At 36.8% G+C, this 17,233-nt stretch carries 14 protein-coding genes; all 14 read right to left on the bottom strand.

Translation table 11 applies throughout. The features are described 5' to 3' along the window. Nucleotides 1–4: 4 nt before the first annotated feature. Nucleotides 5–952 (bottom strand): polysaccharide deacetylase family protein, encoded by a 948-nt coding sequence (locus tag J2Z82_RS10215; protein WP_209480698.1) that lies wholly within the window; start codon nt 950–952, stop codon nt 5–7. Nucleotides 953–1,049: 97 nt separating this feature from the next. Beyond that, nucleotides 1,050–3,164 (bottom strand): polyribonucleotide nucleotidyltransferase, encoded by a 2,115-nt coding sequence (locus tag J2Z82_RS10210; RefSeq protein ID WP_209480697.1) that lies wholly within the window; start codon nt 3,162–3,164, stop codon nt 1,050–1,052. Between the two features lie 250 nt (nt 3,165–3,414). Beyond that, a complete protein-coding gene (rpsO, locus tag J2Z82_RS10205; protein WP_092492905.1) occupies nt 3,415–3,684 on the bottom strand; it encodes a 30S ribosomal protein S15 in 270 nt (89 codons plus the stop codon). Between the two features lie 137 nt (nt 3,685–3,821). Then, complete coding sequence (gene ribF, locus J2Z82_RS10200) at nt 3,822–4,760, bottom strand: riboflavin biosynthesis protein RibF (protein WP_209480696.1); 939 nt, start codon at nt 4,758–4,760, stop codon at nt 3,822–3,824. A 20-nt stretch (nt 4,761–4,780) separates the two neighbouring features. Further along, complete coding sequence (truB, locus tag J2Z82_RS10195) at nt 4,781–5,674, bottom strand: tRNA pseudouridine(55) synthase TruB (protein ID WP_209480695.1); 894 nt, start codon at nt 5,672–5,674, stop codon at nt 4,781–4,783. A gap of 88 nt (nt 5,675–5,762) precedes the next feature. After that, entirely contained in the window at nt 5,763–6,110 is a 348-nt protein-coding gene (rbfA, locus tag J2Z82_RS10190; RefSeq protein WP_092492908.1) for a 30S ribosome-binding factor RbfA, read from the bottom strand. A gap of 38 nt (nt 6,111–6,148) precedes the next feature. Further along, on the bottom strand, nt 6,149–6,427 hold the full coding sequence (locus J2Z82_RS10185; protein ID WP_209480694.1) for a DUF503 domain-containing protein: 279 nt from the start codon (nt 6,425–6,427) through the stop codon (nt 6,149–6,151). After that, nucleotides 6,424–8,580: a translation initiation factor IF-2 gene (infB, locus tag J2Z82_RS10180; protein ID WP_209480693.1), complete on the bottom strand. Its 2,157-nt coding sequence runs from the start codon at nt 8,578–8,580 to the stop codon at nt 6,424–6,426. Before infB ends, J2Z82_RS10185 begins: the two co-directional genes overlap by 4 nt. Nucleotides 8,581–8,600: 20 nt before the next feature. After that, nucleotides 8,601–8,900 carry a YlxQ family RNA-binding protein gene (locus J2Z82_RS10175; RefSeq protein ID WP_209480692.1) on the bottom strand — a complete coding sequence of 100 codons (300 nt, stop codon included), beginning with the start codon at nt 8,898–8,900 and terminating at the stop codon, nt 8,601–8,603. Further along, on the bottom strand, nt 8,890–9,171 hold the full coding sequence (rnpM, locus tag J2Z82_RS10170) for an RNase P modulator RnpM (protein ID WP_209480691.1): 282 nt from the start codon (nt 9,169–9,171) through the stop codon (nt 8,890–8,892). Before rnpM ends, J2Z82_RS10175 begins: the two co-directional genes overlap by 11 nt. A gap of 13 nt (nt 9,172–9,184) precedes the next feature. Further along, nucleotides 9,185–10,291 carry a transcription termination factor NusA gene (nusA, locus tag J2Z82_RS10165; RefSeq protein WP_209480690.1) on the bottom strand — a complete coding sequence of 369 codons (1,107 nt, stop codon included), beginning with the start codon at nt 10,289–10,291 and terminating at the stop codon, nt 9,185–9,187. A gap of 14 nt (nt 10,292–10,305) precedes the next feature. Next, nucleotides 10,306–10,776 carry a ribosome maturation factor RimP gene (gene rimP / locus J2Z82_RS10160; protein WP_209480689.1) on the bottom strand — a complete coding sequence of 157 codons (471 nt, stop codon included), beginning with the start codon at nt 10,774–10,776 and terminating at the stop codon, nt 10,306–10,308. 1,156 nt (nt 10,777–11,932) lie between these two features. Then, nucleotides 11,933–12,778, bottom strand: coding sequence for an STAS domain-containing protein (locus J2Z82_RS10155; protein ID WP_209480688.1), 846 nt, complete (start codon nt 12,776–12,778; stop codon nt 11,933–11,935). Between the two features lie 132 nt (nt 12,779–12,910). Further along, the gene (locus tag J2Z82_RS10150; RefSeq protein ID WP_209480687.1) at nt 12,911–17,203 is read right to left on the bottom strand and encodes a PolC-type DNA polymerase III; all 4,293 of its coding nucleotides are present in this window, start codon (nt 17,201–17,203) and stop codon (nt 12,911–12,913) included. Nucleotides 17,204–17,233 lie beyond the last annotated feature (30 nt).

Here is a 17,233-nt window from a genome sequence, read left to right as displayed (position 1 = left end):
AATACTATCTTTCCTCATTCAGTAATGAAGTAATCGCTCCTATTTTATAACCTTTTTCTTTTATATTTACAATTAACGAATCTAATCCTTGTGCTGTTGAGGATGTAGGGTGCATTAATACTGTAGCACCAGGATGAATGTTGTTGTTTACTCGGTTCATCATAACAGATACAGATGGATTCTTCCAATCAATCGTATCTATACTCCACAGGATCGTTTCCATGTTCATTTCATGTGCAATTTTAACTACTTGATCGTTGTAACTGCCGCTTGGCGGAGCTAACCATTTTGGTTTATTATCAGTAATTGCTTTAAGAATTTCATTTGTTCTATTGATTTGTTCAGTTATTTGCTGTTTAGACAAGCGAGACATATCCGGATGATTATATGCATGATTACCTATTACATGACCCTGTTCATCAATCATTTTGACGAAATCAGCATTTTCCTGAGCCCATTTCCCTTCAATAAAGAATGTTGCTTTGACGTTATGCTTTTTCAGAACGTTAAGTATCGAGGGAATATACTCATCTCCCCATGACACATTTATTAAGAACGCAATCATGTCTTTTTCTGGATGGCCTCTGTAAGTAGGAGCAGCTGGAAGTTCTTTATAAGTAATGTTCGGTGGAACCTGTTCATAAACCAGTAGTGTCTCGTCAAATACACCACCCTTTTTCATTTGTTCATATGATTTATTAACATCTACTCGGACACCATTTAATCCGGGTGTTTTCTTCCACACTTTATCAATTATTGCATTTTCAGGAGGTTTTCTATATTTAGTACTTTTTGTTCTGATTTTTTGAAACAGAGAATCCTCCGATTTAGATACAGTAAAAGAAAACGTTTCGGCATCATTTAAAATAAATGGATTATAGCTATTGTTAAATGCCAATGCTACAACAATAATAAATACGCAAAAATGAATAATAGCACGATAGCGATACATTCAAATCCCCCCTCATTCATTCATATGAATGAGAAGGACAGGATATGAAAGCATAAAAAAAGAAACTGGCTCTCCAGCTTCTTGATTTTAATACAGCTTACATACTCGATTTTTCACTTTTTTCTTTTTCTTCTTTTAATACAGCTTTTCTTGAAAGGTTTACCCGACCTTGATTATCAATTTCTTTAACTTTGACCATAATTTGATCACCGATTGATACAACATCTTCAACCTTATTCGTTCGTTCTTCTGCTAGCTCAGATATATGAACCAAGCCATCTTTTCCTTTGAATAACTCTACAAATGCTCCGAATTTCTCAATACGCTTAACTGTTCCCATATACATTTGTCCTGCTTCAACTTCCCGCACAAGATCTTCAATAATCTCTTTTGTTCTTTCGTTCATGGAAGCATCAGTTGATGAGATAAATACACTTCCATCCTGTTCGATATCAATTTTTGCACCAGTTTCTTCAATGATTTGATTAATCTGTTTACCGCTTGGTCCAATCACAGATCTGATTTTATCTGGGTTTATTTTCATCGTTAGGATCTTAGGTGCATATTGTGACAGCTCAGATTTTGGCTCTTTAATTGTCGCAAGCATGGATTCCAGAATATGCATACGGCCTTTTTTAGCCTGGGTTAATGCTTCCTTCAAAATTTCTTTTGAAAGTCCGTCAACTTTAATATCCATTTGAAGTGCTGTAACACCTTTTTCAGTTCCAGCTACTTTAAAGTCCATATCACCAAGTGCATCTTCCATACCTTGAATGTCTGACAAAATTGTATAGTCTTCACCAGATTTAACAAGCCCCATCGCGATACCTGCAACAGGTGTCTTAATCGGTACACCAGCATCCATCATAGCTAGTGTGCTTGCACAAATACTTGCTTGTGATGTAGAACCATTCGACTCTAAAACTTCTGATACTAAGCGAATCGTATATGGAAAGTCTTTTTCAGAAGGTATAACTTTCTCAAGCGCACGCTCTCCTAAAGCACCATGTCCGATCTCACGACGACCAGGTCCTCTAATTGGCCCTGTTTCGCCAACACTGTATTTCGGGAAATTATAATGATGCATGAAACGCTTGGACTCTTCCAAATCAAGACCGTCCAAAATTTGTACATCACCTAATGCCCCTAAAGTACACACACTCAAAGCCTGGGTTTGTCCACGTGTGAAAAGACCAGAACCATGTGTCCGTGGTAACACGTTAATTCTCGATGATAACGGACGTATTTCATCAACTTTACGGCCGTCTGGACGTATTTTCTCTTTGGTGATTAAACGACGTACTTCCTCTTTTACCATTTTATCAAGTGTCGCTTTTACATCACCAATAACTTCTTCATCGGCATCTTCGTATGAGGCTAATACTTCATTCTTTACATTACTGATTGCTTCTTCTCTAGCGTGTTTTTCTTCTACTTTAATTGCTTCCTGCAATTTACCTTTAGCTTCGGACTCCACTTTTGCAGCAATGTCTTCGTCTGTATCAAGTAATGGCATATCAGCTTTCTCAACACCAACAGCAGCAATTATTTTCTCTTGAAATTCAACAAGGCGAGTAATTTCCTTATGTCCAAACATAATGGCTTCAAGCATAACATCTTCTGGTACTTCCTGTGCTCCTGCTTCAACCATATTAATAGCATCTTTTGTACCAGCAACAGTTAATTCGATTTCACTATTTTTCTGTTGCTCAATGTCTGGATTAATAATGAACTCTCCATCTACAAGTCCAACATTTACTCCGGCTATTGGTTCTGAGAGTTGGATATCAGAAATTCCCAATGCGATAGAAGATCCTATCATTGCAGCCATTTCGGAAGAACAATCCTGATCAACACTCATAACCGTGCTGATAACTTGTACTTCATTTCTATAGCCATCTGGGAAAAGTGGTCGTATCGGTCTGTCAATCAGACGTGATGTCAGAGTGGCTTTATCGCTTGGACGACCCTCCCTCTTAATAAATCCTCCAGGTATTTTCCCAACAGCATATAAACGTTCCTCATAATTAACAGTTAAAGGGAAAAAGGGTAAGTCTTTTGGTTCTTTGGATGCTGTTGCTACTGATAATACAGAGGTATCACCGTAGCGAATCATACATGCCCCGTTCGCTTGTTTTGCGAATTCTCCCGTTTCAACGATAAATTTCTTACCGGCAATTTCTGTGGAGAATTCTTGATTTTCTTCTGCCATTTGTAATAGTACTCCTTTCAATGTAAAACATTCTACCATTCATTTTATAGTTAATAAGCCAAAATGTAAATTTTATGTATAGTTGCATTTATTCAGTAAGAAATTATTTATACTTTCTGAATTGATTAGAAAACTTGGCATTCGCCAAGCCTTATGGGCGAATTGCCTTAGTTGCACTTATGCAGTAAGAAAGTAGTTATACTTTCTTATCTGCTAAAAAAAGCAGGATTGCTCCTGCTTTTTAAAATACTTATCGGCGTAGGCCAAGTTTTTTAATTAATTGACGGTAGCGTGTAACATCGTTATTACGTAGGTAATTAAGCAAGTTACGACGTTTACCAACCATTTTCAAAAGACCACGGCGTGAATGATGATCCTTTTTATGAACACGTAAATGTTCATTCAGTGTTGTGATCTCTTCAGTAAGTACAGCAATTTGTACTTCTGGAGAACCAGTGTCATTATCGTGAACTTTGTGTTCACTAATAATTTCATTTTTACGTTCTTTTGTGATAGCCATCTGGCTCACCTCCATTAAATTATTAATATCCCCAGTCCCCTAGCAAACGTCGGAGTTACGATCTGCCAAGCGATGGTTTTACGTTTCTAAGCGTACATCTTTTTCGCTGAAAATGCAAGTGGTAAATCAAAGAAACGTTAACTGTAAAAGTAATTACGAATATATTTTTCATCATTATCTATATAGTCGACTAATTCTTCAACACTATTAAATTTTTCCTCTTCTCGAATGAATTTATGCCATTCTACATACAGTTCTTCACCATATAAATCATTATTATAATCAAAAATATTAACCTCTACAGATGGTTCAACCCTGTCATCTGTAAATGTTGGATTATACCCGAGATTCGCCATTCCTTCATAGACTTCATTTTTATAAAGTACTTTTACTGCATATACACCGACTTTAGGCAATAGTGTATCTGAGGTAACGCTTAAGTTTGCGGTTGGGTATCCAATTGTTCTTCCGCGCTGATCACCTTCAACAACAATCCCTTGAATAGTAAGCGGCCGTCCTAGCAAATAGTTGGCTTTTTCAAGTTCACCATTTTGGAGAAGCTCTCTTATTCTAGAAGAACTCACCTTTTCATCATCCAGTTCGACTTTGCCGATTGTTGTATAATCAAATAAACCTTTTGTTTGGTTTTTAATCCGTTCCATATTACCTTGACCTTTATGTCCATACGAAAAATCGAATCCTGCCACTAAATGTTTAATTTTTAATCCAATAATAAAATGATCAATAAATTGCTGTGGTTCAAGTGATGCTAATTCTTTATTAAAGGTAATAACATAAAGACGATTTACATCCAATTGCTGTAGAATCTCTTGCTTCTCCCTTAAAGGAGTAATATATCTTACATGTGGTGCATCTTTTTTTAATACAACAGATGGATGAGGATGAAAGGTAATAACCGCACTTTCCATTTTACGTTCCTTCGCCTTAGATACAGCTGTTTGTATAACTTTTTGATGACCTTTATGGATACCATCAAAAAAACCTATAGCAGCGACTGTTTCCGGTAGCTCTTCTAATATCAACGTGTGAGGATATGTTAATTCAATCGTTCGCAACGCTCTTCACCTACTCTTTTTCACTCTTTAAAAACTCTAATTGGTTTAATTAGATCCGTTTTTTCAGGATGTATTTGATAAATTGCCAACACTTGTTTATCAAACATCATTACAAATGGATCTGACTTTGAAACATTATCAGGCTTTGGCAGCTTTTGGCCATACAGCACTCGCTTTTTAGTGTTTTCATCAACGTTAATATGTTCCAGATGATTTAAACCTTTTGAAATTGGTATCAATAACTTTTCTTCGTTGTGCAACTCTATCGCTTCATCAATAGCCTTAAATGTAACAGTGTCTTCCTTTTTAATAATTCCTGTTTCTGTTCTAACCAAATGTGACATATGTGCTGGGTAACCTAACTTCTTACCGATATCTACACATAATGTTCGTATATATGTACCTTTTGAACAGGTTACCTTTATCGTAAACCTATCGTGATCTTCTGTATCTCCCACTTGGTTAAGCTGGTAAATTACTACTTTCCGCTGTAGCCGTTCTACTTGTTCATTTGCCCTTGCATATTCATATAACTTTTTACCATTTACTTTAACAGCTGAATACATTGGAGGAATTTGTGTGATCTCTCCCCTAAACAATTGTAACACGTTTTCAATCGACTGTTTAGATGGAGGATTTACCACTTTATATTTCTCGATAATTGCACCGTGACTATCTTCAGTTTCAGTAGCAACTCCTAACATCACTTGTGCTATGTATGTCTTCTTGGTATCTGTCAAATAGGGAACAATTTTAGTTGCCTGTCCAATACAAATAGGCAAAACACCTTCAACCTCCGGGTCAAGGGTTCCTGTATGTCCTACTTTCTTTAAATGGAATTTTTTCCTAATTGCTATTACACAATCATGGGAGGTCATTCCTTTTGGTTTCCATAAAGGCAATATACCATTCATTTAACCAGCTCCTGAGACTTATGTATCGTGCATGGAAAAATCTGACCCACTCATTTAGTTTGTGGGTCAGATTAAATTTCACTATATATTACTTGTCTTTGTTTAAATCACGTAAAATTGTTTCGATGCGATTTCCATATTCGAAAGCTTCATCAAATTCAAATGTTATCTCTGGTGTTTTCCGTAAACGGATGCGATTCCCGATTTCAGAACGGATAAACCCTTTAGCTTTAGCTAAGCCGACAAGTGTATCATGTTTTTTTTGTTCATCGCCTAGAACAGATATAAAAATTTTCGCCTGTTGTAAGTCACCAGTTACGTCAACATCTGTTACGGTAACAAATCCAACCCGTGGATCTTTGATTTTTTTGCTTAAAAGCTCACCTAACTCTTTTTTCATTTGCTCTGCGACACGATTTGAACGAATGTCACTCATTTTGATCACCTCTGTAAATTGACAACCTGATAATTTGATTATACATGCTCAACATCTGTTAATGTCCGTTCCAGTTCATTAAATGTGTCAATAATACGCAAACCTTCCTGGATAACCTGTTCAGCATGTTTTTTTTCATTGGAAACTGTCACAATTCCAAATTTAGTACGTTGCCATAAATCATGATAATCTAACTCTGTTACTGCTACATTTAATTCATTACGTAATTTAGCCATTAAACTTTTGATAACAGAACGTTTTTGCTTAAGTGAATGACCTTCATAGAGAATGCATTCTACTTCAGCATAAATTATCATTTGCGTTCAATCTCCTCCATGACAAATGCTTCAATTACGTCGCCTTCTTTAATATCATTAAACTTTTTAATTGTGATACCACATTCATAGTTTTTTGCAACTTCTTTGACATCATCTTTAAAACGTTTTAATGCGTCTATTTCCCCTTCAAACTGCACCACACTGTCACGAATAATACGTACTCCAGAGTCACGTGTAATCTTACCTTCTGTTACATAACTACCAGCGATAGTTCCAATTTTGGAAACCTTGAATATTTCACGAACTTCTGCTTGACCTATTACCTTTTCTTCGTATATAGGATCCAGCATACCTTTCATAGCTAATTCTATCTCTTCGATAACCTTATAAATAACGCGATGTAAACGCACATCTACTTTTTCTGATTCTGCAGCCTTCTTCGCGTTAGCATCTGGTCGTACATTGAATCCAATTACAATTGCATTTGAAGCGGATGCCAAAATAATGTCAGATTCAGTAATAGCACCTACACCTGTGTGAATAATTTTTATTTTAACACCTTCAACTTCAATCTTCCTCAATGAAGCAGCCATAGCTTCTGCAGATCCTTGAACATCTGCCTTAACTATAAGGTTTATATCCTTCATTTCGCCTTCTTTAATCTGATCGAATAAATCATCGATACTTACTTTAGTTTGTTCTGTACGATTTTCCTGAATATGCTTTTGCTGACGTGCTTCACCAATTTGACGTGATTTCTTCTCATCGTTAAATACTAGGAATTGATCGCCGGCTTGTGGAACATCGCTTAATCCAGTGATTTCAACTGGTGTTGATGGACCAGCTTCATTTATCCGTTGACCCAGATCACTAACCATCGCACGAACGCGTCCAAAAGTGTTTCCGACAACTACAGAATCACCTACATGTAATGTCCCGTTTTGTACTAGTAATGTAGCAACAGACCCTCTTCCTTTGTCAAGCCGAGCATCAATTACTGTACCAAAGGCATTGTTATTTGGATCAGCTTTCAATTCCTCTACTTCTGAAACAAGCTGAATCATTTCAAGTAAATCATCGATTCCTTCATGTTTGACAGCAGACAAATTAACAAATATTGTACTGCCCCCCCAGTCTTCAGGTACAAGTTCATACTCTGTTAACTCCTGCATAACACGATCTGGGTTAGCGCCTTCTTTGTCCATTTTGTTAACTGCTACAATAATTGGAACTTCCGCAGCTTTGGCATGATTAATCGCTTCAATCGTTTGTGGCATTACACCATCATCCGCCGCAACAACTAATATAGCGATATCGGTTACTTGTGCACCGCGAGAACGCATGCTAGTAAAAGCAGCATGTCCTGGTGTATCAAGGAATGTTACTTTCTTACCTTCACTTCGTACTTGATACGCCCCAATATGCTGGGTAATACCACCAGCTTCACCTTCAGTTACTTTTGTGTGGCGAATTGCATCCAATAATGTTGTTTTACCATGGTCAACGTGTCCCATAATGGTTACAACTGCAGGTCTCTCAATTAAGTCAGCTTCATTATTTTCTTCCCGGTACTTATCAAAATCAGTATCTTCCAGGATTATTTCCTTCTCTACTTCCACATCATACTCTGCACAAATTAGCTCGACTGCATCATCATCAAGATCCTGGTTTTTCGTCGCCATTACACCAAGGAACATTAACTTCTTAATAATTTCCGATGCATCTTTATTTAGTTTAGCTGCCAAATCACTTACCGTTAGTGTTTCGCTGTAAGTAATATGTTTCGGCGTTTCCTTAACAACAGGTTTTTGTTGCTGCTGAGGCGCTTGATTGTTCCTTTTGGCATTTTTACCCTGCTGATGCTTTTTGTTATTGTTCTTCTGACCCTTTTTTTGCTGAGCCTGCTGTGATTTTGGATTGTTATTAGACTTCCCATTATTAGTTGGTTTATTTTCTTTTTTTGCTTGATTTGCAACGTTGTTGTTATTTGCTGGTTTTTTCGGTGTTTCCTTTTGCTTCGGTTTTTCCGTTTCTTTTGTTCCAAACTTTTCATCCAACTTTAATATCGTTTCAATTGAAATTGTCGACATGTGGTTGGAAACCTCAACATTTAACTCTTTTAAATAGTTAATCACATCTTTACTTGTCGTTTTATTTTGTTTTGCATATTCATATACACGCATCTTACTCATACGTCCACCCCCGAATTTAATTACCCGAGTAACGATTTAATTTTAGTGGCAAATCCTGCATCTAAAACAGCTACAGCTACTCTTTGTGATTTTCCAATAGCATTTGATAATGTTTCTCTATCATCTACTATTAAAAATGGTACTTCATATGTTTTGCATTTGTCCGTTATTTTTTTTCGTGTTTGGGGACCGATGTCACTTGCCAAAAGAACAAGTTTTGCTCTGTTTTGCTTAATGTCTTTCACAATCGTTTCTTCCCCTAAAGAACACTTTCTAGCCCGATAAGCTAAGCCAATTAAATTTAAGTAATTATTTTTCATTATATTTTCCTTCAACTATTAGTTTAAGGTCTTCATAAATTGATGGTTCAATTTTTGTATTTAACTGACGGCTTAAAATCCCAGCCTGTTCAGCCTTTTCTATAACAGCTATATCATTCGACACATATGCTCCACGGCCGTTTTTTTTGCCAGTTGGATCAACAAAGACTTCTCCTTCTTTGTTACGGACAACACGAATGAGATCTTTCTTTGGTTTCATTTCATTTGTAACTATACATTTTCGTTCTGGTACTTTTCGTTTTTTCGCCATTACAGAACCTCCCTTATTCGAACAAACTATCTTCATCATTGTCAGAATAAGCATCTGCATCTTCGTCGTCTGTTAAAAGCCCTTCTTCCCGAGCTTCTGATTCACTTTTAATATCAATTTTCCAGCCGGTTAATTTTGCTGCTAATCGAGCATTTTGGCCACGTTTACCAATTGCTAGCGATAGTTGATAGTCAGGTACAATCACTGTTGTTGCCTTATCTTCTTCATTTACTAATACTTCTACTACCTTTGAAGGACTCAAAGCATTTGAAACATAGACAATAGGATCTTCAGACCATTCAACGACATCAATCTTTTCACCTTTAAGTTCATTGACAATCACTTGTACACGTTGTCCTTTTTGACCAACACATGAACCGACAGCATCGATTTCAGGATCATCTGCATGAACCGAAATTTTAGAACGATCCCCTGCTTCTCTTGCCACTGATTTAATATCAACAATACCATCATAAATTTCTGGAACTTCCATTTCAAATAGACGCTTTAATAGTCCTGGATGAGACCTTGAAATATAAATTTGTGGACCTTTACTCGTATTCTCAACTTTAGTAACAAATACTTTTAAACGGTCATGGACATAGTATTCTTCAGTAGGCATTTGTTCCGCCTCAGCAAGTTTAGCCTCTATTTTACCAAGGTTTACATAGACAAACCGTGGATCTTTACGCTGAATAATCCCTGTCATGACATCTTCTTCACGATCGGCGTACTCGCTAAATATCACACCGCGTTCAGCTTCCCTTACGCGTTGAGTAACAACTTGTTTTGCAGCTTGGGCTGCGATTCGTCCGAAGTCTTTTGGAGTTACCTCAACCTCAATAACATCCTCTAGTTCATAATTGGGATCAATTTCTTTTGCTTGATCCAATGAAATTTCCTCTTGCGCATCCTCAATTTCTTCTACTACGGTTTTACGTGAAAACACGCGCATGGTGCCAGATTGTTCATCAATATCTACTCGCACATTTGTAGCAGATTTAAAGTTTTTCTTGTAGGCTGATATTAGCGCGGCTTCCAATGCCTCCATTAGAATATCCTTATCAATACCTTTTTCTTTTTCTAGAAAATCAATCGCTTCAAACAACTGACTGCTCACTTTTATTTTCCCCCTTATAGCGTAACGGCTAACCTTGCTTTTGCTATTTTATTAAATGGAATTTCAACTAACTTTTTTCGGGTTTTTACTTTATATTCAATCGTCACCATATTATCTGTAAATTCCTTTAAAATACCTTCGTATTCTTTTTGACCGTCAATTGGTTCATATAGTTTCACAAAGACATTTTTATTTACATTTTTTTCAAAGTCATCTTTAGACTTCAGTGGACGCTCGACACCTGGTGAGGAAACTTCCAGAAAATATGCCTCTTCTACCGGGTCAGCTTCGTCCAGCTTTTCACTTAATTGTTCAGAAACGGTTCCACAGTCTGCTATGTCAACCCCATCTTCACTATCAATATAGACGCGAAGAAACCAATTCTGCCCTTCTTTTACATATTCAACATCAACTAATTCCAATTCTTTCTCCTGTAATATGGGCTGCATCAATTCTTCAGTTGTTTTAATTACATTGGAACTCAAAATTTATCCTCCTTTATTCAGTTGTGTATATTCCTTATTATGAACCATCATACGTCATTTCATTTGCTCAATATCCATAATAATACAAAACCCCTGCCGGAAGATGTGGCAAGGGATGTAGTCAAAGTGCAAATTGCAAAAGATAGTAGTATGAAGAAAGAGTGGGGTTCGCCCACTCTTTTTACCGTTCGTATCATTTCTTACCACTATAAACTATATCATACTAGGACTGATGTTGCAAGAATAGTAAATAATTGTTTATACCATTGCTTTGTTATATACCGAATTCTTACTAATTTTATATTAATTGATTAGTGTCTGCCGTGTTAGGTGTTAATTATAATTTAAATCTCTCTTCGTAAGTTTTGTTGCTTTTTAATCTTCACAGTTTATATAAACTGTGAAGTACTTTATAAAAATTTTAAGTACTTTGACACCGCTTCGGAAATACATTCCGCGCACCTTAGGGCAACGCTTCAGCTTCCTCGGAAGCAAAAATCGCTTCCTGCGGGATCTTCATCTGTTGCTTTTCCCGCAGGAGTCTCCATGTATTTCCTACGCTAGGTGTTGCTCTCTCTCTATCCTGTACATTAATCAATGCTTATCGTGACATTACCTCTTAGCCATAGGTAACACTTCACTCTATTCAAGAAACCTCTACCAGTGGAGGCAGAATACTTAGACTCCTATGGGAACACAGTACGTGCCTAAAGACCCCGGAAGAAGCGCACTTAATGTCACGTGACTAAGAAGAAACTGTAAAAACGTCAGCTTGAGCAGATGCCGCCTTGGTATCCGGGTCGGTGAAAGTGAGTATTTCCCTGCAGTTGGATTTATAAAGAACTGCGCGTTTCTTGGAGTTGCTAATTTAAATGATTTAGAGTCTTTTTTATCCATCACAATTATATTTGTTTATTTTAGGATTGTAATACACAATCCAGCGGAGGAAATACACGTAGACTCCTGTGGGAGCAGAGGCCTAGATAAGACTACGCAGCGACGTAGGAGCAAGGAGGCTCATAAGCCGCCCTAGGTGCGCGAAGTGTATTTCCGGAGCGGTATAATAGCACTCAAACTTTTTAAACGTAGTTCACAGTTTATATCAACTGTGTTATGAATTGATCACATTCATAACACAACAATCTTTTAGAAACAGCTAATTTAAAATGGTATCGTCCGAATGCAGATAACCATCCAGCGCTTGCTGCAACGAGCCTTTTGTTTCAAACTTTTGACCAAATTCTACTTCGAGGTCAACCATATTTCTGACTATATCAGGACGTAAGCCGGTAATCACTGCTTCACATCCCATCATGGAAATACCATCTAATAATTTAAGAAATAATTGCATAACTTCCGTTTCCATCTCAGCTATTCCAGAAAGGTCCATAATTAATTTTTGTATATGCCTCTGCCCGATTTCAAGCAATACTTTTTCTTCAATAATAGTTACGCGATATCTATCCATTGTTCCTATTATTGGCAAGATGCTAATCTTTGAAGTTATCGGAATAATTGGAGCAGATAAGTTCTCTACTAATTTACGCTGATCCTCAATTAGCTTGTCCTTAAACGAGGAATAGTTAATAAAGAATCCGTTGAGAAACTTATCAATTAAATCATTTATCTTACTCTCCATATTATAAAATTGTTCGCGGCTACTGACTTTTTCGTTCAGCTTATCATATTCATAAAGAAAATCCCATAATGTTCTACGGATTGCTTGAATCCATTCAATTTTTAGAGCTAGTGTCAAAGAATGCTTTGCCCATACTATACCTTCTTGCCGTGCAAAGTTCACTACTTCATCTTTTTTCTCATCAACTACGAATAAAACTAACTTATGGGCATTTTCTAATAGATTAATATTTCCAATCATTTGAATTTCTTCAATCTTATCCCGAACAGTATTTGCCTCTGCCAGAAGTTGATCTTCAAAAGTTTGACTGTTGTCAATTAAAAATTGTCGAATTGGTTGTCCTTCTTCATATGTTAACTCCATATGTAATCACTCTCCTTTTAAGATTTTTGGGTTTACACCCTACTGTTGAGATTATATATTTTGATTTAAACCGTTATAACCTGACTTCACTTCACTATTATATAGTGCCGACAACTAAAATTAGGATTAGTATTAAAACAGTGACAGCTGGTTCTTTTCAGCCATGCCTTCTAAACAACCATGATTATCAAGATATTCCAAAACTGTTTTAGAAATTTTACTGCGTTGTCGAAGATCTTCTTTAGAAAGAAATTCCCCATCTTCTCGTACTTTAACAATGTTAATAGCTGCGTTAGTACCCAGTCCATCAACAGCATTAAATGGTGGAACCAAGGTGTTACCATCCACTATAAATTCAGAAGCAGTAGACTTATATAAATCAACTTTTTGGAAGGAAAAACCTCGCTCAATCATTTCAAGTACTACTTCTAAAACAGTCGATAAGTTCTTTTCTTTTGGTGTTGCGTCATTACCCTTGGCCATTATACCTTCAATACGCTGTCTTACCGCGTCACGCCCTTTAACCATTGTATCTAATTCAAAATCACCTGCCCTGACAGAGAAATAAGCAGCATAAAAGTATATTGGATAATGTACCTTAAAATAAGCAATTCGAACTGCCATTAGAACATATGCCGCAGCGTGTGCTTTTGGAAACATATATTTAATCTTTTTACATGATTCAATATACCAATCGGGAACCCCGTTCTTTTTCATTTCTTGAATCCAATCATCTTGTAATCCTTTACCTTTTCGAACAAACTCCATAATTTTAAAGGCTAGTGAAGCTTCTAGACCCTTGTGCATTAGATATACCATAATGTCGTCACGACACCCTATCACATCAGCCAATTCACAAATACCATCGTTAATTAACTCTTGAGCATTGCCTAGCCACACATCTGTACCGTGTGATAGACCAGATATCATTACTAGTTCAGCAAATGTACTTGGTTTAGTATCCTCCAACATTTGACGAACAAATTTTGTACCAAACTCAGGTACGCCCAATGTACCCGTTTTACAATTAATTTGCTCCGGTGTTACTCCAAGTGATTCTGGTCCGGAAAATATTTTCATCACTTCAGAATCATCGGTTGGGATTGTTTTTGGATCAATTCCGCTTAAATCTTGCAGCATCCGAATTACTGTAGGATCATCGTGCCCTAGTATATCAAGTTTTAGCAAGTTGTCATGAATGGAATGAAAGTCAAAGTGTGTTGTTTTCCATTCGCTTTTTCGATCATCAGCCGGAAATTGAATCGGTGTAAAATCATATATTTCTTTATCATCAGGTACCACTATAATTCCACCTGGATGCTGACCAGTTGTTCGTTTGACCCCGGTACAGCCTTGTACAAGGCGATCAACCTCAGCATTCTTATAAACTAGCTGTTTATCTGAAGCATAGCCTTTCACATAGCCATATGCTGTTTTATCAGCAATTGTTCCAATTGTTCCAGCACGATAGACATTATCTTCTCCAAATAATTCTTTGGTGTAATTGTGTGCTCTCGGCTGGTACGTGCCTGAGAAGTTAAGATCAATATCGGGAACTTTATCACCTTTAAACCCAAGAAATGTTTCAAATGGAATGTCTTGTCCATCTTTTGTAAGAGGGCTGCTGCAATTTGGACAGTTTTTATCAGCTAAATCAAACCCGCTTCCTACAGATCCGTCCGTTATGAATTCATGATGATGACATTCCATACAGACATAATGAGGTGGTAAAGGATTTACTTCGGTTATTTCTGTCATAGTTGCTACTAAAGAAGAACCAACTGAACCTCGAGAACCTACCAAATATCCGTCATCCAATGATTTCTTAACTAGCTTGTGGGATATTAAATAAATTACTGCAAATCCATGTCCTATAATACTTGATAATTCTTTTTCAAGTCGGTCGACAACAATTTGCGGTACCGGATCGCCATAAATATGTTTTGCACGATTATAGCAAAGGTCACGCATCTCTTGGTCTGCACCTTCAATTGTGGGTGTATAAAGTCCATCCTTAACAGGAGAAAGTTCTTCTATTTGGTCTGCCAAATTATTGGTATTTGTTACAACAATTTCGTGCGCCTTTTCTTCTCCTAAAAAGTTAAAACTATCAATCATCTCATTTGTTGTACGAAAAGGTGTATCTGGTAACGTTTGTCTGTTCAACGGATTACCTGCTTGAGAAGCAATTAATATTTGACGGTAAAGTTTATCGTGTTCATCTATATAATGCGTATTTCCTGTTGCTACTACATTTTTATTCACACGATTACCTAAATCTACTAATTTACTAATGATATCCAAGATCTGAGCCTCATTCTGAACAAGATCCTTTTCAATCAAATGTGCATAGTTGGCTGGCGGTTGTACCTCGATATAATCATAGAATTCTGCTGCTTTTTCAGCTTCATCTGCTGATTTTTGCATCATCGTTTCAAACACTTCACCTTTATCACATGCAGACCCAACTAAAATTCCGTTTCGTAGCTTTTGCAATAATGATCTGGGTATTCGTGGAACACGGTAGAAATAATCAATATGTGCATATGAAACTAGCTTGTATAGATTCTTCAACCCTTCTTGTGTTTTAGCAATCAGTGTACAATGAAATGGTCGAGACCGCTGATATGCATTACCTTCTCCCATGTGATCATTTAACTTATTGTGATTTGTAATACCTTTATTCAAAAGCCCTTGAACTAATTTCCATAGTAAATAGCCAGTTGCCTCTGCATCATAGATAGCGCGGTGATGCTGCGTTAATTCAATATCCAAATGTTTACACATAGTATTGAGCCGATGATTTTTTAATTCTGGAAATAAAAATCGAGCAAGCTCAAGCGTATCAATAACCGGATTTTCAACTTTTTTATATTCAATCTTTTTAAATCCCTGATTTAAAAAACCAATGTCGAAACTGGCATTATGTGCAACAAGAATGCCATCTTCCATCCATTCATAAAAATCCTTTAGGACGTCATTAATCTCAGGTGCGTTATTCACCATATCATCTGTAATTCCGGTTAAATCTGTTGTAGTTTGTGACAATGGGTGATGAGGATTAGCAAATGATTCAAATCGATCAATAATCTCTCCCTGATAAATCTTAACACCAGCAAGCTCAATGATTGTGTCATATACCGCTGAAAGACCTGTCGTTTCTACGTCAAAGACAATATAGGTACCATTTTCTAAATCAACATCATGTTCGTTATAAGCAATTGGTACACCATCATCAACAACATTCGCCTCCACACCATAGAGAATTTTTATTCCATGTTTTTGGCCAGCGGCGTGGGCTTCTGGGTACCCTTGTACACCTGCATGATCAGTAATGGCGATTGCTTTATGCCCCCATGCTGCAGCTTGATGTATTAGTGCTGAAGGTGATACCACCGCATCCATTTGGCTCATTGTCGTATGTGCGTGTAACTCAACTCGCTTCTCGTCTTCAGGAGCTGTATCTTTCCGAGTTTCTACTTTCACTTCATGAATATCAGTAGCCATCATTGCCAACTCATTTGTGAACATATCAGTTTGAATACTGCCTCTAGCTTTAATCCAAATACCCGATTTTACATGTTCAAATTTCTCGGCATCCTCATCACCTTTTGAAAACATTTTTATTTGTAATGAGTCCGTATAATCTGTTGCTTTAATAATTAATAAACTTCTTCCGGAACGTAACTGACGAATGTCTGTAGCGAAAACATAACCTTGTACAGTGACACGACGTTCCTCGTCTTGGATTTCTTCCATTTGCAATGGCTCATCCTGAATTTTATAACCGAGCATGAGCGGTTTATTTCGCTCATTTTTCTGCCTGTCCTGATCACGTTTTTCTTTTTCCTGAACAGTCTTTAAAACCATTTTCTGGTCCTCCAAGGCTGTTTTTTCTCTGAACTTTTTCAATTCAGCCATTTCAGTTTTAACATCAATCACAAGAGAGTAAGGGTTTGTCCCAATTTTTTTACAAAAGTCCCGAAATGGATCTTCCAAACGTTTTTTCAGTGCATTACCTTCTGCTTCGTTTCTTGCAGTTAACATAATTTTATTATTCTCAACCCGAGGCACCTGGCTATGTACTAAATCTTTATAAGCAGGTGATAAATTGGAAATAGATTGAAGAAAAGTCTGCCAATAATCACAGATCGTCTGGTCATCACAATCCTTATCCTCTGCATACATTGTCAGGTCAATTTGAGCAAATTGCTGAAACGTTTCATGTAATTTTGTAAGAAGTAATGTATATATATCCTTTGGCAATAACCGCTTGACACTAATATGAAAATGCCAGCTTTTTATCTGTTTGTGTACTTCAAGTTTAATCAACTGACTTTCCCCGAAATAAGTTTCTAGATAATCATCAGGTATTTCCAACTGTTTTAATAATAGAACCATTTTCTCTCTTTTTGAAATATCCATCATGTTTTCCTCCTGATTATAGTTATGGAA

The organism is Virgibacillus litoralis, assembly GCF_017873675.1.
GTDB classification, from domain to species: Bacteria; Bacillota; Bacilli; order Bacillales; family Amphibacillaceae; genus Lentibacillus; species Lentibacillus litoralis.
Note: the sequence above shows the minus strand (reverse complement) of the source record. Positions and strands in the feature narration are given on the sequence as shown.

Excerpts from the sequence above, each read along its gene's own strand:
- J2Z82_RS10150 (WP_209480687.1), bottom strand. The coding sequence starts at position 17,203 with ATGGATATTTCAAAAAGAGAGAAAATGGTTCTATTATTAAAACAGTTG.
- J2Z82_RS10210 (WP_209480697.1), bottom strand. The coding sequence starts at position 3,164 with ATGGCAGAAGAAAATCAAGAATTCTCCACAGAAATTGCCGGTAAGAAA.
- J2Z82_RS10215 (WP_209480698.1), bottom strand. The coding sequence starts at position 952 with ATGTATCGCTATCGTGCTATTATTCATTTTTGCGTATTTATTATTGTT.
- J2Z82_RS10175 (WP_209480692.1), bottom strand. The coding sequence starts at position 8,900 with ATGAAAAATAATTACTTAAATTTAATTGGCTTAGCTTATCGGGCTAGA.
- truB (WP_209480695.1), bottom strand. The coding sequence starts at position 5,674 with ATGAATGGTATATTGCCTTTATGGAAACCAAAAGGAATGACCTCCCAT.
- infB (WP_209480693.1), bottom strand. The coding sequence starts at position 8,580 with ATGAGTAAGATGCGTGTATATGAATATGCAAAACAAAATAAAACGACA.
- rbfA (WP_092492908.1), bottom strand. The coding sequence starts at position 6,110 with ATGAGTGACATTCGTTCAAATCGTGTCGCAGAGCAAATGAAAAAAGAG.
- J2Z82_RS10155 (WP_209480688.1), bottom strand. The coding sequence starts at position 12,778 with ATGGAGTTAACATATGAAGAAGGACAACCAATTCGACAATTTTTAATT.
- rpsO (WP_092492905.1), bottom strand. The coding sequence starts at position 3,684 with ATGGCTATCACAAAAGAACGTAAAAATGAAATTATTAGTGAACACAAA.
- J2Z82_RS10185 (WP_209480694.1), bottom strand. The coding sequence starts at position 6,427 with ATGATAATTTATGCTGAAGTAGAATGCATTCTCTATGAAGGTCATTCA.
- rnpM (WP_209480691.1), bottom strand. The coding sequence starts at position 9,171 with ATGGCGAAAAAACGAAAAGTACCAGAACGAAAATGTATAGTTACAAAT.